This window comes from Mesorhizobium tamadayense (assembly GCF_003863365.1).
GTDB classification, from domain to species: Bacteria; Pseudomonadota; Alphaproteobacteria; order Rhizobiales; family Rhizobiaceae; genus Mesorhizobium; species Mesorhizobium tamadayense.
The window spans coordinates 1-20,038 of sequence record NZ_RQXT01000071.1; the positions used below are offsets into that span (position 1 = coordinate 1).

Here is a 20,038-nt window from a genome sequence, read left to right on the forward strand (position 1 = left end):
TAGATACTTGGCAGTGCTTTTGGCCGAGGCCTGTCATCGCCGGGCGCAGCGATTAAGAAGAATGGAGCGATAAAGAAAAGATCGTCAGGCGCCGCGTTCCCGCCCACCCCCTCTGTCCCGCCGGCGTTTGCAACCTTCTCCATCGCAGCGCCGCCCGAATTCCAAGGCTCCGCAATGTCGCTTCGCGCCCGTTCCGCCTGGGGAGCGTCAATTCCTCAGCCGATACCCCGTCCGGAAAATCCACGCCACGATCGCGATGCAGACGGCCAAAAACACCAGCGTCATGCCGAGGCTGACGCCGACGGAGACGTCCGCCTTGCCGTAGAAGCTCCAGCGGAACCCGCTGATCAGGTAGACGACGGGGTTGAACAGCGTGACCGTCTTCCAGATGCCGGGCAGCATGTGGATCGAATAGAAGCTGCCGCCGAGGAAGGTGAGCGGCGTGACGACCAGGAGCGGCACCAGCTGCAGCTGCTCGAAGGTCTTTGCCCAGATGCCGATGATGAAGCCGAACAGGCTGAAAGTCACCGCCGTCAGCACCAGGAAGGCGATCATCCAGAACGGATGCTCGATCCTGAGCGGCACGAACAGCGACGCGGTTGCCAAGATGATCAGGCCGAGCATGATCGACTTGGTCGCCGCACCCCCGACATAGGCGATGATGATCTCGAGATAGGAGACCGGCGCCGACAACAGCTCGTAGATCGAGCCGACGAATTTCGGGAAATAGATGGCGAAGGACGCATTCGAGATCGACTGCGTCAGAAGCGACAGCATCATCAGCCCCGGCACGATGAAGGCGCCGTAGCTGATGCCGTCGATCTCGGTGATGCGCGAGCCGATGGCCGAGCCGAAGACGACGAAATAGAGCGATGTCGAGATCACCGGCGAGATGATGCTTTGCAGCACCGTGCGGAACGCACGCGCCATCTCCACCCGGTAGATCGCCCACACTGCACGAAGGTTCATGGCCGCGCGCGGGTTCATGGCTCTTGCCTCAGCAGATTGACGAAGATCTCTTCGAGCGTGCTGTTCTTGGTGTCGAGATCGCGGAACTGGACGCCGGCCGCCTCGAGGTCGCGGATCAGCGAGGCGACGCCCGGGCGGTCGCTCTGGTTGTCATAGGTATAGGTGAGCTGGTTCCCGTCGCCCGACAGCTCCAGCGCATAGCGCGACAGGCCGTCCGGCATGGCGGAAAGTGGCGAACGCAACTCCAGCGTCATCTGCTTGCGGCCGAGCTTGCGCATCAGTTCGGCCTTGCCCTCGACCAGGATGATCTCGCCGCGGTTGATGACGCCGACACGGTCGGCCATCGCCTCGGCTTCCTCGATATAATGCGTGGTAAGGATGATGGTGACGCCGTCCTCGCGCAGCCTGCGCACCATCGCCCACATGTCCTGCCGCAACTCGACGTCGACGCCGGCCGTCGGCTCGTCGAGGAACAGGATGCGCGGCTCGTGCGACAACGCCTTGGCGATCATCAGCCGGCGCTTCATGCCGCCCGAAAGCGTGATCGCCTTGGCGTCCTTCTTGTCCCACAGCGAGAGGTCGCGCAGCACCTTCTCGACGAATGCCGCGTTCGGGGCCTTGCCGAACAGGCCGCGGCTGTAATTCACCGTCGCCCATACCGTCTCGAAGGCGTCGATGGTCAATTCCTGCGGCACCAGCCCGATCAGGCTGCGCGCCGCGCGGTAGTCCCTGCCGATGTCGTATCCGTCGACGGTGACGGTGCCCGACGAGCGGTTGACGATGCCGCAGACGATCGAGATCAGCGTCGTCTTGCCGGCGCCGTTCGGCCCGAGCAGCGCGAAGATCTCGCCGCGCTCGATATCGAGGTTGATTTCCTTCAACGCCTTGAAGCCGGTGGCATAGGTCTTGGTGACACCGGAGATGGAAATGATTGATGGCATGGCGGAAAAACGACTGACTGAAAGAAGGCTACGGATTTTTATTGCGCTGAATGTCGGTGCCCAGTGCGGGAAGTCAATGCCGCTCCTGACAATTCTGGACAATCGTTCTCCGTCACGGCTTCCCGGCGACAGTGACGTTTCACGTCGAACTGCTGCGACAACGCGCCTCGCGTGACGCCGCGCCGCTTTGACCGCTGCCCCTTTGCGGCCTATCCTTAAACAATAATAGCAGCCGGAGTCGCCATGGACCCGCTCATTCTGTCGCGTATCCAGTTCGGCGCGAATATTTCGTTCCATATCCTGTTTCCGGCGATCACCATTGCACTTGGCTGGGTGCTGCTGTTCTTCAAGCTCCGCTACAACGCCACGGGCGATTCCGCCTGGATGCGCGCTTATTTCACCTGGGTGAAGGTCTTCGCGCTGTCCTTCGCCATGGGCGTGGTCTCGGGCGTGACGATGAGCTTCCAGTTCGGCACCAACTGGCCGGGCTACATGGAAACGGTCGGCAACATCGCCGGCCCGCTGCTCGCCTATGAGGTGCTCACTGCCTTCTTCCTCGAGGCGGCCTTCCTCGGCATCATGCTGTTCGGCTTCCGCCGCGTCTCCAACCGCATCCACACTTTAGCCACCGTGCTGGTGGCGGGCGGCACCACGGTTTCGGCCTTCTGGATCATCGCGCTGAACTCCTGGATGCAGACGCCGGCCGGCTTCGAGATGATCGACGGCAAGGCGCATGCGCTCGACTGGTGGGCGGTCATCTTCAACCCGTCCATGCCTTACCGGCTGGTCCACATGCTGCTCGCCTCGGGGCTGACCGTCTCCTTCCTGATCACCGGGCTCTCGGCGCTGCGCTATCTCTATGGCGACCGCTCGGAATCGATGTGGAAAGCGCTGCGCACCGGCGTCTTCACCGCCGCCATCCTGATCCCGATCCAGATCTTCGCCGGCGACCAGCACGGCCTGAACACGCTTGCCCACCAGCCGCAGAAGATCGCCGCCATGGAAGCCAACTGGAACACCGACCCCAACGTGCCGCTGGTGCTGTTCGCGCTGCCCGACGAGGCGGCGAAGGAGAACAGGTTCGAGGTCACCATCCCTGACGGCGCCAGCCTGGTACTGCGCCACAGCGCCAGCGGCGTCGTGCCGGGCCTCAATGACTATCCCGGCAACCACCCGCCGGTCTTCCCGGTGTTCTGGGGTTTCCGCATCATGGTCGGCACCGGCATCCTGATGCTCATCGTCTCCTGGTTGGCCGCCTTCTTCCTCAAGCGCCGCCACAGCCTGCCGAAGCCGCTTGCCCTGCTTATGGTTCCCATGACCATATCCGGATGGGTGGCGACGCTTGCCGGCTGGTACACGACCGAGATCGGCCGCCAGCCCTGGCTGGTCACCGGCGTGTTGAAGACGGCGGATGCGGTCGGCCCGGTCCCCGGCAGCCATGTGGCGCTGACATTGGCCATCTATCTCATCCTCTATCTGCTGCTGCTCATCGCTTATCTCGGCGTGCTGGTGCATCTGGCGCTGAAGGCCGCCAAGGATGGCGACGCCTCGCCGCTGCCGGGCGTCATGAACGCGGCCATGTCGCAGCCTGCCGCCGGGGAGTGAGAATAAGATGACCTTCGATTGGCCAACCGCGCTTCCGCTGATCTTCGCCGGCCTGATGGGCCTCGCCATCCTGATCTACGTCATCCTCGACGGTTTCGACCTCGGCATCGGCATCCTGTTTGCCGCCTCTGCCGATTCCGAGCAGGACACGATGATCGCGGCCATCGGCCCGTTCTGGGACGCCAACGAGACCTGGCTGGTGCTGGCGGTCGGGCTTTTGCTGGTCGCCTTCCCGATGGCCCACGGCACCATCCTCAGCGCGCTCTACCTGCCGGTCTTCGTGCTTTTGGTGGGGCTCATCCTGCGCGGCGTCGCCTTCGATTTCCGCGCCAAGGTGCCGGCCGGCAAGAAGCAGCGCTGGAACCGCATCTTCTTCATCGGCTCCGCGACCGCCTCGCTGGCGCAGGGCTACATGCTGGGCGTCTATGTGCTCGGCCTCGACGTCGGCTTGGGCGGCATGGCCTTCGGCGCGCTGGTCGCGCTCTGCCTCTCGGCTGCTTACGCCGCGATGGGTTCCGCCTGGCTGATCTACAAGACCGAGGGCGACTTGCAGCGGAAAGCGGTGCGCTGGCTGCGCACCACGCTGGTGCTGACGGCGCTCGGCATGGTGGCGGTTTCCTTGGCCACGCCCCTCGCCAGCCCGCGCATTTTCGACAAATGGTTCCTCTGGCCTGAGATACTCTATCTCTCGCCGTTGCCGATCGTGTCGGCGCTGCTGTTCCTGTGGCTGTGGCGGCAGACCTTCCACCTGCCGAAGCCCGACGACCGGCACTCGATCCTGCCGTTCCTGACCTTGGCCGCCATCTTCGCGCTCGGCTTCGCCGGACTCGCCTGGTCGTTCTATCCCTATGTCGTGCCCGACAGGCTGACGATCTGGCAGGCGGCGTCGGCGCCGGAAAGCCTGGCCTTCATCCTGGTCGGCACCGTCGTCGTGCTGCCGATCATCATCTTCTATTCCTTTTACGCCTACCGCGTCTTCGGCGGCAAGGCGACGGATTTGACTTACGATTGAGCGATCTCCCCCTTGAGGGTCCCTTGAGGGGGAGATGGCCGGCAGGCCAGAGGGGGGTGCTGTCCCGCCGACGTCCCTAAGCGAGCATCGCCGCCCGCCAAACCTCAGCTCTTGCTCGACGCCATCACCAGCACCGGCTTCTCGCTGTAGAGCTGCGGGAACAGCGCCTTCAAATTCTCGACCTTGGGCAGGTCGTTGTAGACGATATAGGGGTAGGTCGGGTTCAGCGTCAGGAAATCCTGATGGTAGTCCTCGGCCGGATAGAAGGTCTTGCCGGTCTCCAGCGTCGTCACGATCGGCTTGCCGAATACCTTGGCCTTGTCGAGCTGGGCGATGTAGCTCTCGGCGACCTTCTTCTGCTCGTCGTTCCCGGCAAAGATCGTCGAGCGGTACTGCGTGCCCTGGTCCGGCCCCTGGTAGTTGAGCTGCGTCGGATTGTGCGCCACCGAGAAATAGACCTGCAAGAGCTGGCCGTAGGTGACCTTCGACGGGTCGTAGGTGATCTCGACCGATTCCGCGTGGCCGGTGCGGCCGGTGCCGACGACCTCGTAGACGGCGTTCTCGGCGCTGTCGCCGGCGTAGCCGGAAACGGCCTTGCTAACGCCCTTGACGTGCTGGAACACGCCCTGCACGCCCCAGAAGCAGCCGCCGGCGAACACGGCTTTCTCCGTGCCGCCGGCGGCTTTTTCATCCAGAGCCGGCGGCGGGATCACCACCGCGTCCTCCGCCGAGCGTGCGGGCGTCTGCCAGAAGGCGGCGACCGCCGCCGTCAGCACCAGCGCCGCAAGCGAGGCCAGGAATGGCCGCGCGGCTTTCTTTTCAATGCCGTTCATGTTGGATCTCCTTGTTGTTGTTCCAATATATACGACGGAAGCCGCCGAGAGGTTCTCACTTTGCCGTGCGGCGCTCCCCCTCATCCGGCCGCTGCGCGGCCACCGCCCTCCGGGCGTTCGTTGTTCGAAAAGCCAAGCAATTGGCTTTTCGTCCGCTGCGCGGACCACGCCTCACCCCTGCCGGGGAGAAGAGGTTGGCGCCGGCGCTGACAGTCTCCTCTCCCCACCGGGGAGACGTCAGCCGAGCGAAGCGGAGGCTGGGTGAGGGCCGTGCGACAAGCCTCCGTCTTATTGAGCCGGCGCCATAGCATCGGCCGGCTTCATGGCATCCGTCACCGGCTTCATCGCATCTGCAAGTTTCATCGCGTCGGTGGCCGGCTTCATCGCCTGGGTGCTCATCTCATCGGCCGGCTTCATCGCGTCCGTGGCCATCGCATCGGCCGGCTTCATGGCGTCGGTCGCCATCGCGTTCGCGGGCTTCATGGCGTTGGTCGCGTCGTCGGCGCGGGCGCCGGCGGCAAAGGCCGTGGTTGCGAGCGCAAGCGCGAGCGCCGTCAGGAATTTGGTCATACCGGTCTTTTTGGTCACGTTGGTCTCCTTGGGTTGCGGCGCGCGATGCGGGCCAGATGGTGCGCTGCCGCCTCATGCGGCATCGCGCGAAAAATCAGTTCGCGGCGGCGGCCAGGATCGGCCCGCCGCCCGGTGTCTGCACCAGCACCGCGGTGCTGAGCCCGCCGGTTGCCGCCGGCAGCGGCAGCGGCAGCGTCGTCGCCGCGCCGTTCCAGCGGCCGAGCCTTTGCAGCGAATGCACGACATTGGCATGCGGCAGCGTTCGGCCCGTGTTCTCGCCGCGCGCCACCGGCACCTCGACGACGCCGCGCCTATAGCGCACCAGCCAGACATCGGCCGCGCCGCCGGGCGCCGTGCCGTCGCCGATGCTCACCTTGCTGTTGCCGAGCGAGAGCGCCGGGCCTTTGGCGCGCGGGCTTGTCGAGATCAGTCGCTCGATTTCGCCGGGCGCGGCGCCGACCGCGTCGGCGCTGCCGTTCACCACCACCTGCGGCGTGAACGGCCCATCATGGCCGAGCGCCGGCTCGTAGGTGACCTGTCGTTCGGTGAACTCCTGCCGGCCGAAAATGTCCTTCCAGCCAAGATAGTCCCAATAGGTGACGTTGAAGGAGAGCGCCAGCACGCCCGGCCGGTCCTTGACCTTGATCAGATTGGCATTGGCCGGCGGGCAGGACGAGCAGCCCTGGCTGGTGAACAGCTCGACCACGGTGAGCGGCTGCGCGGCCGCCGCGCCGGCAAGCGCGATAAAAGCCGCGCCGGCGAGCGATAACTTGCCGAGCGTTGTCTTTGGTCCGGTCATGAGAAGAAGTCTCCGTTGCGGCGGGGCAATGCTCCCATTTCGCCGCGGCGGAAGGCTTCGTTACAGGCTTCACCGGTTTGTGATTGAGGGTCTTCAGTGAGCAACGTTGGAGGGACAGCACCCCCCTCTGGCCTGCCGGCCATCTCCCCCGCAAGGGGGGAGACTGGCAGCTTCATCGGTGGCGCACTTCCTTGCAACGTTGACGATTGGCGAAAGCGACCGCGACATCTGATCTCCCCCCTTGCGGGGGGAGATGGCCGGCAGGCCAGAGGGGGGTGTGAAGGATCGCGGCGCTGGGAATCCGTCTCGGCGCTGCGCGCCGATCCACCGCGGCCGGGTCCCCGCTGCTTCGCAGCGTCCCAGCGTTCGCCGGCCTTTCATCGTGCCACTGGTACGATGAATTCGCTTCGCGAACCGGCTGCTCACCCCGCAAAGGGAGAAGGGAGGGCGCTACTGCGTCATCACCGTCTTGGATTGCCGCTGGTTGAAGGCGCACTTGCCTTGCACGGTGTAGAAGAAGTCGGCGTTGCTGACATTGGCCGGCACAGGATTGCCGCCGTCTTCCCAGGCCTGGTAGCCGGTCTGGCCGCAGGGCACCGACGTGAAGATGTCGACCTTCTGCCCGGTCGCAACCTCGGGCATGTCGGTCTGGCTGGCGCCGATATAGAGCCGGTTCGAGGTGGTGGGATCGTTCGACTTCAGCACCTTCGGATTGCCCGAGGGCACGTCCATCTCGAGATAAAGCTGGTCCATCTGGCTGACGTCGATCACCGCGCCGGCGCTGTTGGCCGGATAGAACGTGTCGGCGCAGGTCGTCACATAATTCTTGCTGCCGCTGGTCTGGGTGATCGCTCCAGTCGGCAGATTGTTGAAGTTCTTCACCGTGCTGGTCGTGCAGACCTGTTTCTGGACCACCGTCGTGGTCGATCCGTTGATGGTGCTCACCGTGGTTGTGCCATAGCCCTTCGGGTCGCCGTAGCCGTTATAGGCGTAACTGATCGTCATCAGCGGCTTGGCCGCGGTATCGCCGAACTTGGTGCCGTAGAGCGTCATCGTCTTGTTCCAGTAGCCCGAAACCTTCGTCACCTTGAAGTCGGCCTGCGTCAGCGACGGGGTCTTGCGCACCGAGGAGCCGACGCCGACGTCGACCGAATTGATCCTGGCGATCTGCATGAAATTGGTCGGCATCGGATAGGCCGCCGTAGCGCTGAACGTCGCCGAGCCGTCGGCGGCGACATCGACGCTCTTGAGCGTCGCGGTGCCCTGGCCGCTGTTTGCCACATAGGCCTGCTGCAGCGCTATCTGGCGGTCGGCCTTCGAGGTCGTGGTTTCCATCGTGGTGATCGACAGGATCGCGGCGTCCAGCGCGTTCTGCATGTTGCTCCTGGTGGTCACCGCCGAGGTGTAGTCGACGGAAAAACCGACCGCGAGCAGCAGCGGGATCGTTAACATGACCATGATCGGCATCATCGAGCCGCTTCTGGAGACAAGGAATTGCATCACCGCTCCGGCCACCCCGGCCGGGCTGAACTTTGGTCTGAACATTTGGAGCCTTCGCAACCGCGGCAGTGAGCCGATTTACCATCCGGGGTAACTGATGCCCGAAAGAGGTGGAGGAATATTTAAGCGGTTTTGAATGTTCTGGGCTCCCCCTTCTCCCCCTGTGGGAGGAGGTGGCCGCGAAGCGGCCGGATGAGGGGTGTTCCAGGGATCGCCGACGTCTCACTTCGTCACGCACCCCTCATCCGTCTCGGCGCTGTCGCGCCGATCCACCTTCTCCCGCAAGGGGAGAAGGAGAAGAGCCCGCCGCTTGCCCCTCATCCCCGCCCCTGCTAAAGCGCGCCGCATGACCACCCCGCTCGACCACATCCGCAATTTCTCCATCGTCGCCCATATCGACCATGGCAAATCCACGCTTGCCGACCGGCTGATCCAGCTCACCGGCACGCTGGAGGAGCGCGACATGAAGGAGCAGATCCTTGACTCCATGGACATCGAGCGCGAGCGCGGCATTACCATCAAGGCTCAGACCGTTCGGCTGAACTACCGCGCCAAGAACGGCGAGGATTACGTGCTGAACCTCATCGACACGCCCGGCCATGTCGACTTCGCCTATGAGGTGTCGCGCTCGCTCGCCGCCTGCGAGGGCTCGCTGCTGGTGGTCGACGCTTCCCAAGGCGTCGAGGCGCAGACGCTGGCCAATGTCTACCAGGCCATCGACAACAACCACGAGATCGTCGTGGTGCTGAACAAGGTCGACCTGCCGGCCGCCGAGCCCGAGCGCATCCGCGAGCAGGTCGAGGAGGTGATCGGCCTCGACGCTTCCAACGCGGTGCTGATCTCGGCCAAGACCGGCCTGGGCGTGCCGGACGTGCTGGAGGCGATCGTCCACCAGCTGCCGCCGCCGCGCGAGGGCGACATCGCAGCACCCTTGAAGGCGATGCTGGTCGACAGCTGGTACGACGCCTATCTCGGCGTCATCGTTCTGGTGCGCATCATCGACGGCGTGCTCAAGAAGGGCCAGACCATCCGCATGATGGGCACCGGCGCCAAATACCTCGTCGAGCGCACCGGCGTCTTCAAGCCGGCGCGCGTCAATGTCGACGAGCTCGGCCCGGGCGAGTTCGGCTTCTTCACCGGCTCGATCAAGGAAGTGGCCGATACCCGCGTCGGCGACACCATCACCGAGGACCGCCGCCCGACGGCGAAGGCGCTGCCCGGCTTCAAGCCGGCGCAGCCGGTGGTGTTCTGCGGCCTGTTCCCGGTCGACGCCGCCGATTTCGAGGATCTGCGCGCCGCCGTCGGCAAGCTGCGCCTCAACGACGCCAGCTTCTCATACGAAATGGAAACCTCCGCTGCGCTCGGCTTCGGCTATCGCTGCGGCTTCCTGGGGCTGCTGCACCTGGAAATCATCCAGGAGCGGCTGGAGCGCGAGTTCAATCTCGACCTCATCGCCACGGCGCCTAGCGTCGTCTACCGCCTGGCTCTCACCGACGGAACGGTCAAGGAACTGCACAACCCGGCCGACATGCCCGACCTGGTCAAGATCGCCTCGATCGAGGAGCCATGGATCCGCGCCACCATCCTGACCCCCGACGACTATCTCGGCGGCATTCTAAAACTCTGCCAGGAAAGGCGCGGCATCCAGGCGGACCTGTCCTATGTCGGCAAACGCGCCATGCTCACCTACGACCTGCCGCTCAACGAGGTGGTGTTCGACTTCTACGACCGGCTGAAGTCGATCTCCAAGGGTTACGCCTCCTTCGACTATCATCTGACCGACTATCGCGAGGGCGACCTGGTCAAGATGTCGATCCTGGTCAACGAGGAGCCGGTCGACGCACTGTCCATGCTGGTGCACCGCACCGCGGCCGAAAAGCGCGGCCGCGCCATGTGCGAGAAGCTGAAGGAGCTGATCCCGCACCATCTGTTCAAGATCCCGATCCAGGCCGCGATCGGCGGCAAGGTCATCGCCCGCGAGACCATCTCGGCGCTCCGCAAGGACGTCACCGCCAAATGCTACGGCGGCGACGTGACCCGCAAGCGCAAGCTGCTGGACAAGCAGAAAGAGGGCAAGAAGCGGATGCGCCAGTTCGGGAAAGTGGATATCCCGCAGGAGGCGTTTATTCAGGCGCTGAAGATGGGGGATTGAGGAGGCGGTTGGGGGCTAAACTTCAACCCATTGATCTGGGACTAGCTTGTCGCCACCTCTCCACCGAGCGACAACCGCGTCCTGGAACCACGCTTCTGCCTCATCAGCATGGTCGATGACAATCGTCTGAAACTTACTTTCGGCTGTTCGCTGTTGAATAAAACGAAAGAGACGCCGCACTGCGATCCGATCATCGTCTTCGATATCACTATCGTTGGTTTGCAGCTCACTCGGCGGATAGTGAGCCTTGGATGGCTGATCGAAGATAACAAATGCAGGTACTGGCCTATCGCGCTCGCGAAATATGCGGTGAAGGGCCATGTGCGTTAAGACGTGGCAGCCCACCCAATTGTCACCGCTGCCCATATTTTCGAGCCGGATGCTCCCATGCGTTCTCGTTTCTGCAACGACAGTAAGTCGTCTTAAATCCAACCGAGTTCGCCCGTCAACGGGCTCAAGTACCAAATCTCGAGCATATTCTGTCATATAGTCGGATAGGACGTACTCAACATTTGCAAGCCTATCTTCGTAGTTTTCGCCGGACAATTCGGACATCAACTGCTCAACTCTGCGCTTCATTATACCGAGGCGGACTCGTTGTTCGCTCTCTTCCGCCGGCGCCTTGTTTTCAAGAAACGCGCTTATTCGACCCTGAATTCGTGACCGTTTCACAGCGTCTTCTTGCTGAATCCGATAAATCTCGTTCTGTCTTACAACAGCGTTAAGTTGACTCTGGTTCTCGCGTATCCGCTGACTAACGTCCTGTAGCTGAGTCTCCAACTCTACGATGTACGACTGCAGCCTTGGATTTTGGGTACGAAGGGATGCTAGCCTGTCCCCTACTTCAGAGAATTCAGACCGCAATTGCTCAATCAGAATTCTCGGGGAATCGATGTACGAATCACACAGAGGGCACTGATGGCCCGCCCCATCGTTGATGACAGCGACATCGTCATACTTCTCGATCGCGACGGCGCCCGTCGGATCGCGGCGCATCCGTTCGAGTGCCTTGTGGAGAGCATGGCGCAGCTGGAATACATAGCCGGCCGCCTGTCCCGGAGCCTCCGATTTGTTGTAAGGTTGTTTATCGGTCATTGTCCCCCCGTCTTACGATTAGGCAAATTGCGGGAATCTTCAAGTGCTAATGTGCCGTTGCCACGATCTAACACCTTCCTGCACGACGCTGTGACTTCGTGGATAACGGATAGACGAATTGTCTGGGTCACGGTTTCCAGCTTCCTATTAGCACCTTTGAGAGCGCCCAGCCGTGAAGTATCCTTGTGTTTGCTTGGGAGACATCACATGCGCTCCACTCTGGATACGGTCGCCGCAATCGGCCTCGCCATCGGCGGCGCTTTTGGCCTCGCCGGCACTTTCGTTGCGAGCGACGCGCTGCGCGAAACGGTCTGGACCATCGATGGCGTGGCCATCGTCGTGGCAGCGGCGCTGCTCGTGATGAAATACCAGCGGCTGGGCAATGACCTCGTCGCCGCCGGCTTCCTCACTTTCCTTGCCGGCGAAAGCCTGCTGCTGGCCGGCAATGCGGCGGGGCTGCAGGCCAGCGTGCCATCCTATGTCGGCGGCATTGCGCTCTGGGCGGCGGGGCTCACCATGGTCAGCGCGCAAAGCACCTTCGCGTTCTGGATGCGGCTCACCGCTTTCGTGTCGGCCGCGCTCTTCGTCGTCTCGGCACTGATGATCCTGTGGGGCGCGCCGCTGCTGCCGACCTCCGCGCCTTTGCCCGCCGCCGGCTATCCGTTCCTGGTCCTCACCTTCATCGGCTGGATCTGGACGCTGCTGAAATCGGAACGGTGAGCGGGCAAAAAATGTCCGCGCCGCTCGAAATCCGCAACAGCCCCACCGGCAAGATCTTCCCGGCGCTCGGGCCGTTCCTGATCGGCGGCATTTTCGCCTTCGGCGCGCTGCAGGGCGTGGCCTCGGGCGCCGATGGCGGGCGGGTGCTATGGATCGCGCTGCTCAGCGTCGCCTGCCTGGGACTCGGCGCATCAATTGCGCGCGGCGCCTTCGACACCTCGGTCAAGGTTACCCTGGATCAGCGTGGCTTCCGCGATAGCCGCGCCGGCGACGTGCTGGTGCCGTGGAGCAAGGTCCAGAGCGTGCGCCTCGCCGCCGGCGGCAAGGGTGCTGCGATGCTCAATTTCGAGCTCACCGAGGAGCCGCCCGACGCAATCAAATACGCCGCCGCCAATGCCTTCGGCTTGATGCCCTTCGGCAAGACCACCGTGCACATGGAGATCTCCTCGCTCGACGTGCGCGGCCAGGACATGGTCGATGCAGTGAAGAAATTCGCGCCGCATGTGGTGGTGAGGCGGTAGCGCGATCTCCCCTTCTCCCCTTGTGGGAGAAGGTGTCGCCGAAGGCGACGGATGAGGGGTGCTGGACGGAGTGGGGCGCTGGCGATTTTCACCACGCGCACTCGGTGACGTTTTCGCCAGGTGGAACACCCTCATCCGTCCGAGCTTCGCTCGGCCACCTTCTCCCAGGGGAGAAGGGGAGGTCGCGCGGCTTCCCCGCCCGTGCTCTACTGCCCCCGGGGACCTCACCATGATTCGCGCCACGCTCGCCTTCCTCCTCTTCACCACGCCGGCCTTCGCCGCCGACATGTCTGTCTTCGTCCGCAACCAGCGGTCGGACGGCGTGGCGGTGGAGTTGTTCAGCCGCGACAGCGATAAGGTCTGGCCGGGCGACGACAAGGTTTTCCTCATCCGGCCGCAGGCGCGCAAATCCGTGCCGATCTCGTGCGAGCCCGGCGAGCATATCTGCTGGGGCGCCTGGGTGAACGGCAACGATTCCGTCACCGCCGGCGTCGGCCCCGACAGTGACCGGCCCTGCGACACCTGCTGCTTCATCTGCGTGGAGCACTCGACCGAGACGGTTGATCTGGCGGAGTAGGGGGCCCTTCCCTTCTCCCCTTGTGGGAGAAGGATAGCGCCGAGACGGATGAGGGGTGTTGGCCGGAGTGCGGTGCTTGAGATTGGACGACGATGATAAGGCGTGGCCGCCAAGCTGGAACACCCCTCATCCGTCGCTTCGGCGACACCTTCTCCCACAAGGGGAGAAGGGAAGAACCCCCAAATTCAGTCAAGGATTTCGCCATTATCCCCTTGGCAACGGTCCGCGTCATGCCATCATTGCGCATCGGCCGTCGGCGCCGATTCTAAATCGGGGGTTTCATGTCCATCACCATTGCGCGCCGCGTTGCCGCCGCGCTTTCGCTCGCCGTCCTGCTCACGTCCGCCGCGCATGCCGGCGACGTCACCTTCCAGATCAAGAACAGCCACCCCAACGCCATGCGCGTCGAGCTCTACAGCCAGGACCGCGACTATGTCTGGCCGGGCAATGGCAAGGATTTCTATCTCGACGACGGCGAGACCAAGGAATTGCCGATCTCCTGCAACGAAGGCGAGTCGATCTGCTACGGCGCCTGGGTCGACGGCGACGAGGAAACCTATTGGGGCGTCGGCCCCAACAACAAGGAAAGCTGCGACGACTGCTGCTACACCTGCAGCGGCGGCCAGACCGAGGAGATCAACCTGCAGGAATAGGCGCGGCGCCGAGACGGATGAGGGGTGTTGGACGGAGTGCAACGCTGGGCTAGTTTTCGCCATGCCGCATCAATCAGTAACCCCGGCCAAACGCAATTTCGCTCGAACGATGCGACGCGAAGCAACAGAGGCGGAAGACCGCCTGTGGCAGGAACTGCGCGGCCGCCGCCTGGACGAGATCAAGTTCCGACGTCAGGTGCCCGTCGGCAGGTTCATTGCCGATTTCGTCTGCGCCGAGGCTCGGCTTATCGTCGAAATCGACGGCAGCCAGCATGCGGGTTCGCATCGCGATCAGGAGCGTGATGCCGAACTGAAGGCGAGGGGATTTCGCGTGTTGCGTTTCTGGAACGACGACGTTCTGAAGGACCTCGACGCGGTCTGCGACACCATCATCGCCTATGTGCGCGATGAAAGTCTGCAACCGTGGCGATGATAAGCGTCCTTGCCAAGCTGGAACACCCCTCATCCGTCTCGGCGCTACGCGCCGATCCACCTTCTCCCGCAAGGGGAGAAGGTGGAGCTTTAGCTTGACGCCCTCCGCGCCCTCGCCCTAGCCTCGCCTCCACCCCACAGGAGACCCACCCATGGCAGGCACGGTCGAAGGCGAGAAGATCGACGTTTCCTTCAACGGCAAGCGCTGCATCCATTCGCGCAACTGCGTGCTCGGCAACCCGCATGTCTTCGTGCCCAATGCGCCGGGCGAGTGGATCCATCCCGATGCAGCGAGCGTCGAGAAAGTGGTGGCGCTGGCCGAGAATTGCCCCTCGGGCGCCATCACCTATTCGAGAAAGGATGGCGGGCCGCAGGAACAGCCGCCGGTCGTCAACACCGTGCGCGTGCGTGAAAACGGCCCGCTGGCTGTCAATGCCGAGATTGTGCTCAACGGCGAGACCTTCCATCGCGCCACGCTCTGCCGCTGCGGCTTGTCGCAGAACAAGCCGTTCTGCGACAACAGCCACATCAAGGCCGGCTTCACCGCCACCGGCGAGCCGCCGCTGAAGGAGGCGCAGGTCCTCGAGGTGCGAGATGGCCCGCTTAGCGTGACGCCCACCACCAACGGGCCGCTGAAGCTCGAAGGCAATGCCGAGATCGTCACCGGCACCGGCCACACCATCGCCCGCACCACCAAGGTCTTCCTCTGCCGCTGCGGCCACTCGGCCAACAAGCCGTTCTGCGATGGATCGCATAAGCGCGTCGGGTTCGTGGGGTAGGCCAATTGCGAAGTTTGGCGTTCCTTCACACCCCCCTCTGGCCTGCCGGCCATCTCCCCCGCAAGGGGGCAGATTGGCTGTACAGGCGCCGGCGCTCCTCCTGCAACATTGGCGATTGGCGAAACCGAGGGCGACGTCCGATCTCCCCCCTTGCGGGGGAGATGGCCGGCAGGCCAGAGGGGGGTGCTGTCCCGCCGGCGTTTCGGCAAATCTTCGGGCCGCGCAAACCCTCTTCTCCCCTGGCCCATCTCTCCCGCCTTTATCCGCCTGACCGTATCGGCTAAGGGGCGTGGCGATAAAAATCCCCGGACCTTTCCATGACCGCCAGGCCTTCCCCTCTCTTCCTCGGCATCGACACCGGCGGCACCTATACCGATGCCGTGCTGTGGTCGGAAGACGGAAGCCCGAAAGGCAAGGTGCTGGCCAAGGCCAAGGCGCTCACCACGCGCCACGATCTCGCTGTCGGCATTTCCGGCGCGGTCGACGCGGTGCTGGAAAAGGCGGGCACCGATCCGGCCGCGATCAAGCTGGTGTCGATGTCCACCACCCTTGCCACCAACGCGCTGGTCGAGGGCCAGGGCGGGCGCGTGGCGCTGATCATGATCGGCTTTTCCGAGGCCGACCTTGCCCGCGACGGGCTGAAGACGGCGCTCGGCACCGACCCGGTCGTGTTCTGCCCCGGCGGCCACGACGTGCACGGCAATGCCGCCAGGCTCGACCTCTCCGGCCTCGAGGCGGCGCTCCCCGAGCTCGGCGCCTCCGTGTCGGGCTTTGCCGTCTGCGCCTATTTCGCCACCCGCAATCCGGCGCATGAGCTAAGCGCCCGGAACCTAATTCGCGACAGGACCGGCCTGCCGGTCACCGCCAGCCACGAATTGTCGGCCAAGCTCGGCGGCCCCCGCCGGGCGCTGACCACGCTGCTCAACGCCCGCCTGATCTCGATGATCGACCGGCTGGTCGCGGCGACCGAAGGTTTTCTCGAAGCGCGCGGCATCGCCGCACCCCTGATGGTGGTGCGCGGCGACGGCGCGCTGGTCTCGGCGGCCTTTGCCCGCCAGCGTCCGATCGAGACGATCTTGTCCGGTCCGGCCGCCAGCCTGGTCGGCGCCCGCCACATGACCGGGCTGGACGACGCCATGGTCTCGGACATCGGCGGCACCACCACCGACGTCGCGGTGCTAGATGGCGGCCGTCCGCGTCTCGATCCGGAAGGCGCCACCGTCGGCGGCTTCCGCACCATGGTCGAGGCGGTGGCCATGCGCACCTTCGGCCTCGGCGGCGACTCGGAAGTGGCGCTGGAGGACGGCGCGCTCGTGCCGAGGATCCTGCTCGGACCGCGCCGCCTGGTGCCGCTGGCGCTGGCCGGCCTGGCGCATGGCGAGGCGGTGACTTCAGAGCTGGAGCGGCACCTCCGCGCGCCGAACCCCGGCCGCATGGACGGGCGCTTCGCCATGCGCACCGGCGTGCCGGACCGGCTCGCCGCCGGCCTCACCGGGCCGGAAGCGAAACTCTACGAGGCGATCGGCGCCACCCCGCTGGCGCTCGACAGGCTGCTGACGTCGAATGCGCAGAACGCCACGCTGAACCGCTTGGTGGCGCGCGGCCTGGTGCATATCTGCGGCTTCACGCCGTCGGACGCCGCCCATGTGCTGGGCAAGCAGTCCAACTGGGATCCCGCCGCCGCCCGGCTCGGCGCCGAACTGTTCGCGCGCCGGCGCGACGGCCGCGGCCAGGTGATCGCCGCGACCCCGGAAGCCCTCGCCGAGCGCGTGCTCATCACGCTGACGCGCTGGTCGGCCGAATACATCCTGGAAACCGCCTTCGCCGAGGACGGGCTGGACGGCGCCGCGACCGTCGCCCATGCGCTGGTGCAGCGTGCGGTCGACGCCCATCCCGGCATTGCCCGCCTCAGCGTCGCGCTCGACCGTCCGGTCATCGGCCTCGGCGCCTCGGCGCCGCTGCACTATGCCGGTCTGCCGCCGCTGGTCGGCAATGGCTGCATCGTGCCGGAGGATACCGACGTCGCCAATGCGCTCGGTGCCGTGGTCGGCCAGGTGCGCGTCTCGGCCGAAGCCCGCGTCAGCCAGCCCCAGGAGGGGCTCTTCCGCCTCGCCTCCGGCCAGACGGTGCGCGACTTCACCGAGGAGGAGAAGGCGATCGCCGCGGCGGAAGCCGATGTGCGGGCGATCGTTGCCGAACGCGCGAAAGATGCCGGCACCGACAATGCCGAGATCGACGTCGCCACCGAGTTCAAGGTCTCGACCATCGAAGGCCAGCGCATGTTCATCGAGGCGCATGTCGTGGCGGTGGCCTCGGGAAGGCCGCGGATAGCGGTTTAGCTTCCTTCTCCCCGTTTACGGGGAGAAGGTGCCCGAAGGGCGGATGAGGGGCAGCGCTAGCCGACGCGGTTTCACTGTATCGCCAGCTCACATCATGCCGCGCCGCCCCTCATCTGGCTGCCGCCACCTTCTCCCCGTGAACGGGGAGAAGGACGCCGTCACCGCCGTCTTCGCCAACTTACCCAAATGCCCTACTTCACCTTAAGCCGAATTGACCCTTGAACCCCGGCATGCCAAAGGCCCCCAAGCCGACACCAGCCAGCAACAGCCGGCAAAGCCTGATATCTGGAGACGAGCTGATGACCGACCGCATCGAGATCGCCGGGTTGCAGATCGCCCGGGAGCTCCATGACTTCGTGGCGAACGAGGCCGCGCCCGGCACCGGCATCGACCCGGCAAAATTCTGGACAGGCTTTTCGGCTATCGTTCATGACCTCGCGCCGAAGAACCGCGCCCTGCTCGCCAAACGCGACGCCATGCAGGAAAAGCTGGACGACTGGTATCGGAGAAACGGCGCGCCTGTCGACTTGGAGGGCTACAAGGACTTCCTGAAGGAGATCGGCTATCTGGTGCCGGAAGGTCCGGCCTTCAGCGTCAGCACCGAGCATGTCGATCCGGAAATCGCGGTCGTTGCCGGGCCGCAGCTGGTGGTGCCGGTGATGAACGCGCGCTATGCGCTCAATGCCGCCAATGCCCGCTGGGGCTCGCTCTATGACGCGCTCTACGGCACCGACGCCATTCCCGAGACCGGCGGCACAGAGAAGGGCAAGGGTTTTAACCCCGCGCGCGGCGCGAAAGTCATCGCCTGGGCCAGGGATTTCCTCGACCAGTCGGTGCCGCTCACCACCGGCAAATGGGCCGGCGTCAACGGTCTGTCGGTCGCGAACGGCGCGCTCAAAGTGAGCGAGGGCGCCGGCGCCACCACGCTCGCCGATCCGAAACAGTTCGTCGGCTATCGCGGCGATGCCGCCACGCCGGAAGCGGTGCTCCTGGTGAAGAACGGCCTGCATATCGAGATCGTGATCGATCGCGCCAATGAGATCGGCAAGACCGATGCTGCCGGCATTGCCGACGTCATCCTCGAGGCCGCTTTGACCACCATCCAGGACTGCGAGGATTCGGTCGCGGCCGTCGATGCCGAGGACAAGGTCGTCGTCTACCGCAACTGGCTCGGCCTGATGAAGGGCGACCTGGCGGAAGAGATCACCAAGGGTGGCAAGACGTTCACCCGCAAGCTCAACCCGGACCGCCGCTACACGGCGCCGAATGGCGGCCAGCTGCTACTGCCCGGCCGCTCGCTGATGCTGGTCAGGAATGTCGGCCACCTGATGACAAATCCGGCCATCCTCGACCGTGACGGCAACGAGGTGCCGGAAGGCATCATGGACGCGGCGCTCACCGCGCTGATCGCGCTGCACGATGTCGGCCCGGACGGGCGGCGTGCGAACTCCCGCGCCGGCTCGGTGTATGTGGTGAAGCCGAAGATGCACGGGCCGGAGGAGGTCGCCTTCGCGGTGGAAATCTTCGACCGCGTCGAGGCCCTGTTCGGCATGGCCAGGAACACCATCAAGATGGGCATCATGGACGAGGAGCGGCGCACCACCGTCAACCTCAAGGAAGTGATCCGCGCGGCACGCGAACGCGTGGTGTTCATCAACACCGGCTTCCTCGACCGCACCGGCGACGAGATCCACACCTCGATGGAGGCCGGCCCGATGATCCGCAAGGGCGACATGAAGCAGGCCGCCTGGATTTCCGCCTACGAGGCCTGGAATGTCGACATCGGGCTGGAATGCGGGCTCGCCGGCCATGCCCAGATCGGCAAGGGCATGTGGGCGATGCCCGACCTGATGGCGGCGATGCTGGTTGAGAAGATCGCCCATCCCGAGGCCGGCGCCAACACCGCCTGGGTGCCCTCGCCGACGGCGGCGACGCTGCACGCCACCCACTATCACAAGGTCGATGTGCATGCCGTCCAAGTGGCGCTGAAGAGCCGGCCGAAGGCGAAGCTCGACGACATCCTTTCGGTGCCGGTGGCGGTGCGGCCGAACTGGACGCCGGACGAGATCCAGCGCGAGCTCGACAACAACGCGCAAGGCATTCTGGGCTACGTCGTGCGCTGGATCGACCAGGGCGTCGGCTGCTCGAAGGTGCCCGATATCAACGATGTCGGCCTGATGGAGGACCGCGCCACGCTGCGCATTTCTTCGCAGCACATCGCCAACTGGCTGCGCCACAAAGTGTGCTCGGAAATCCAGGTCAGGGATTCGCTGCAGCGCATGGCGGCGATCGTTGATCGCCAGAATGTCGGCGACCCGCTCTACCGCCCCATGGCGCCGGACTTCGACAATTCGATTGCATTCCAGGCCGCCTGCGACCTGGTGTTCAAGGGGGCCGTTCAGCCCAACGGCTATACGGAGCCGGTACTGCACGCCAGGCGGCTGGAGCTGAAGGCGCGGGACCGTAGCGCTGGCGTTTGATGGTCGGCGTTGGCGGTCGATATGCGCCATCGACGAAGCGCCGATCTCCCCCACAAGGGAC

General features: G+C 64.4%; 19 protein-coding genes. 12 read left to right on the forward strand and 7 right to left on the reverse strand.

Translation table 11 applies throughout. The features are described 5' to 3' along the window. Positions 1-207 precede the first annotated feature (207 nt). Together EH240_RS33235 and EH240_RS33240 are read right to left on the reverse strand one after the other, a co-directional pair. Positions 208-969, reverse strand: a complete 762-nt coding sequence (locus EH240_RS33235; RefSeq protein ID WP_125006521.1) for an ABC transporter permease — start codon at positions 967-969, stop codon at positions 208-210. A 14-nt stretch (positions 970-983) separates the two neighbouring features. Beyond that, a complete protein-coding gene (locus EH240_RS33240) occupies positions 984-1,910 on the reverse strand; it encodes an ABC transporter ATP-binding protein (RefSeq protein WP_125006484.1) in 927 nt (308 codons plus the stop codon). A gap of 243 nt (positions 1,911-2,153) precedes the next feature. On the opposite strand from EH240_RS33240, the gene EH240_RS33245 reads away from it, so the two are divergent. Both EH240_RS33245 and EH240_RS33250 read left to right on the forward strand, forming a co-directional pair. After that, complete coding sequence (locus EH240_RS33245; protein WP_125006486.1) at positions 2,154-3,515, forward strand: cytochrome ubiquinol oxidase subunit I; 1,362 nt, start codon at positions 2,154-2,156, stop codon at positions 3,513-3,515. 7 nt (positions 3,516-3,522) lie between these two features. Further along, positions 3,523-4,527 (forward strand): cytochrome d ubiquinol oxidase subunit II, encoded by a 1,005-nt coding sequence (locus tag EH240_RS33250; protein WP_125006488.1) that lies wholly within the window; start codon positions 3,523-3,525, stop codon positions 4,525-4,527. Positions 4,528-4,631: 104 nt separating this feature from the next. On the opposite strand, the gene msrA is transcribed toward EH240_RS33250, so the two are convergent. The 4 genes from msrA to EH240_RS33275 form a co-directional block, all read right to left on the reverse strand. After that, on the reverse strand, positions 4,632-5,360 hold the full coding sequence (gene msrA / locus EH240_RS33255; RefSeq protein WP_125006490.1) for a peptide-methionine (S)-S-oxide reductase MsrA: 729 nt from the start codon (positions 5,358-5,360) through the stop codon (positions 4,632-4,634). Between the two features lie 288 nt (positions 5,361-5,648). Further along, on the reverse strand, positions 5,649-5,930 hold the full coding sequence (locus EH240_RS33260) for a hypothetical protein (RefSeq protein ID WP_125006523.1): 282 nt from the start codon (positions 5,928-5,930) through the stop codon (positions 5,649-5,651). Between the two features lie 94 nt (positions 5,931-6,024). Beyond that, a complete protein-coding gene (locus tag EH240_RS33265; RefSeq protein WP_125006492.1) occupies positions 6,025-6,729 on the reverse strand; it encodes a DUF1223 domain-containing protein in 705 nt (234 codons plus the stop codon). A 450-nt stretch (positions 6,730-7,179) separates the two neighbouring features. Next, on the reverse strand, positions 7,180-8,187 hold the full coding sequence (locus tag EH240_RS33275) for a TadE/TadG family type IV pilus assembly protein (protein WP_245436629.1): 1,008 nt from the start codon (positions 8,185-8,187) through the stop codon (positions 7,180-7,182). On the opposite strand from EH240_RS33275, the gene EH240_RS38330 reads away from it, so the two are divergent. Both EH240_RS38330 and lepA read left to right on the forward strand, forming a co-directional pair. Continuing rightward, positions 8,180-8,323 carry a hypothetical protein gene (locus EH240_RS38330; protein ID WP_167484278.1) on the forward strand — a complete coding sequence of 48 codons (144 nt, stop codon included), beginning with the start codon at positions 8,180-8,182 and terminating at the stop codon, positions 8,321-8,323. The two genes, EH240_RS33275 and EH240_RS38330, sit on opposite strands and share 8 nt — an antisense overlap. Positions 8,324-8,575: 252 nt before the next feature. Further along, positions 8,576-10,381, forward strand: a complete 1,806-nt coding sequence (gene lepA, locus EH240_RS33280; protein ID WP_125006494.1) for a translation elongation factor 4 — start codon at positions 8,576-8,578, stop codon at positions 10,379-10,381. A gap of 15 nt (positions 10,382-10,396) precedes the next feature. Here the strand turns inward: lepA and EH240_RS33285 are convergent, their stop codons facing one another. Then, entirely contained in the window at positions 10,397-11,476 is a 1,080-nt protein-coding gene (locus EH240_RS33285; protein WP_125006496.1) for a DUF3732 domain-containing protein, read from the reverse strand. A gap of 207 nt (positions 11,477-11,683) precedes the next feature. On the opposite strand from EH240_RS33285, the gene EH240_RS38335 reads away from it, so the two are divergent. The 8 genes from EH240_RS38335 (at position 11,684) to EH240_RS33330 (ending at position 19,977) form a co-directional block, all read left to right on the forward strand. After that, positions 11,684-12,196: a hypothetical protein gene (locus tag EH240_RS38335; protein ID WP_167484279.1), complete on the forward strand. Its 513-nt coding sequence runs from the start codon at positions 11,684-11,686 to the stop codon at positions 12,194-12,196. 11 nt (positions 12,197-12,207) lie between these two features. After that, entirely contained in the window at positions 12,208-12,717 is a 510-nt protein-coding gene (locus tag EH240_RS33295; protein ID WP_125006498.1) for a hypothetical protein, read from the forward strand. Between the two features lie 229 nt (positions 12,718-12,946). Next, positions 12,947-13,294, forward strand: coding sequence for a hypothetical protein (locus EH240_RS33300; RefSeq protein WP_125006500.1), 348 nt, complete (start codon positions 12,947-12,949; stop codon positions 13,292-13,294). Between the two features lie 281 nt (positions 13,295-13,575). Next, complete coding sequence (locus tag EH240_RS33305) at positions 13,576-13,947, forward strand: hypothetical protein (protein ID WP_125006502.1); 372 nt, start codon at positions 13,576-13,578, stop codon at positions 13,945-13,947. 61 nt (positions 13,948-14,008) lie between these two features. Beyond that, positions 14,009-14,380, forward strand: a complete 372-nt coding sequence (locus EH240_RS33310; RefSeq protein ID WP_125006504.1) for an endonuclease domain-containing protein — start codon at positions 14,009-14,011, stop codon at positions 14,378-14,380. Between the two features lie 151 nt (positions 14,381-14,531). Continuing rightward, positions 14,532-15,158 (forward strand): CDGSH iron-sulfur domain-containing protein, encoded by a 627-nt coding sequence (locus EH240_RS33315; RefSeq protein ID WP_125006506.1) that lies wholly within the window; start codon positions 14,532-14,534, stop codon positions 15,156-15,158. Between the two features lie 317 nt (positions 15,159-15,475). Further along, a complete protein-coding gene (locus EH240_RS33325) occupies positions 15,476-17,497 on the forward strand; it encodes a hydantoinase/oxoprolinase family protein (RefSeq protein WP_125006508.1) in 2,022 nt (673 codons plus the stop codon). A gap of 299 nt (positions 17,498-17,796) precedes the next feature. Next, positions 17,797-19,977 carry a malate synthase G gene (locus EH240_RS33330; protein WP_125006510.1) on the forward strand — a complete coding sequence of 727 codons (2,181 nt, stop codon included), beginning with the start codon at positions 17,797-17,799 and terminating at the stop codon, positions 19,975-19,977. The last annotated feature ends 61 nt before the right edge of the window (positions 19,978-20,038 follow it).

Bases quoted from the DNA above. Each gene is read 5' to 3' on its own strand.
- lepA (WP_125006494.1), top strand. From the start codon at position 8,576: ATGACCACCCCGCTCGACCACATCCGCAATTTCTCCATCGTCGCCCAT.
- EH240_RS33295 (WP_125006498.1), top strand. From the start codon at position 12,208: ATGTCCGCGCCGCTCGAAATCCGCAACAGCCCCACCGGCAAGATCTTC.
- EH240_RS38335 (WP_167484279.1), top strand. From the start codon at position 11,684: ATGCGCTCCACTCTGGATACGGTCGCCGCAATCGGCCTCGCCATCGGC.
- EH240_RS33245 (WP_125006486.1), top strand. From the start codon at position 2,154: ATGGACCCGCTCATTCTGTCGCGTATCCAGTTCGGCGCGAATATTTCG.
- EH240_RS33235 (WP_125006521.1), bottom strand. From the start codon at position 969: ATGAACCTTCGTGCAGTGTGGGCGATCTACCGGGTGGAGATGGCGCGT.
- msrA (WP_125006490.1), bottom strand. From the start codon at position 5,360: ATGAACGGCATTGAAAAGAAAGCCGCGCGGCCATTCCTGGCCTCGCTT.
- EH240_RS33285 (WP_125006496.1), bottom strand. From the start codon at position 11,476: ATGACCGATAAACAACCTTACAACAAATCGGAGGCTCCGGGACAGGCG.
- EH240_RS33240 (WP_125006484.1), bottom strand. From the start codon at position 1,910: ATGCCATCAATCATTTCCATCTCCGGTGTCACCAAGACCTATGCCACC.
- EH240_RS33275 (WP_245436629.1), bottom strand. From the start codon at position 8,187: ATGGTCATGTTAACGATCCCGCTGCTGCTCGCGGTCGGTTTTTCCGTC.
- EH240_RS33300 (WP_125006500.1), top strand. From the start codon at position 12,947: ATGATTCGCGCCACGCTCGCCTTCCTCCTCTTCACCACGCCGGCCTTC.
- EH240_RS33260 (WP_125006523.1), bottom strand. From the start codon at position 5,930: ATGACCAAATTCCTGACGGCGCTCGCGCTTGCGCTCGCAACCACGGCC.
- EH240_RS33250 (WP_125006488.1), top strand. From the start codon at position 3,523: ATGACCTTCGATTGGCCAACCGCGCTTCCGCTGATCTTCGCCGGCCTG.
- EH240_RS33305 (WP_125006502.1), top strand. From the start codon at position 13,576: ATGTCCATCACCATTGCGCGCCGCGTTGCCGCCGCGCTTTCGCTCGCC.
- EH240_RS33315 (WP_125006506.1), top strand. From the start codon at position 14,532: ATGGCAGGCACGGTCGAAGGCGAGAAGATCGACGTTTCCTTCAACGGC.
- EH240_RS33330 (WP_125006510.1), top strand. From the start codon at position 17,797: ATGACCGACCGCATCGAGATCGCCGGGTTGCAGATCGCCCGGGAGCTC.
- EH240_RS33310 (WP_125006504.1), top strand. From the start codon at position 14,009: ATGCCGCATCAATCAGTAACCCCGGCCAAACGCAATTTCGCTCGAACG.
- EH240_RS33265 (WP_125006492.1), bottom strand. From the start codon at position 6,729: ATGACCGGACCAAAGACAACGCTCGGCAAGTTATCGCTCGCCGGCGCG.
- EH240_RS38330 (WP_167484278.1), top strand. From the start codon at position 8,180: ATGACCATGATCGGCATCATCGAGCCGCTTCTGGAGACAAGGAATTGC.
- EH240_RS33325 (WP_125006508.1), top strand. From the start codon at position 15,476: ATGACCGCCAGGCCTTCCCCTCTCTTCCTCGGCATCGACACCGGCGGC.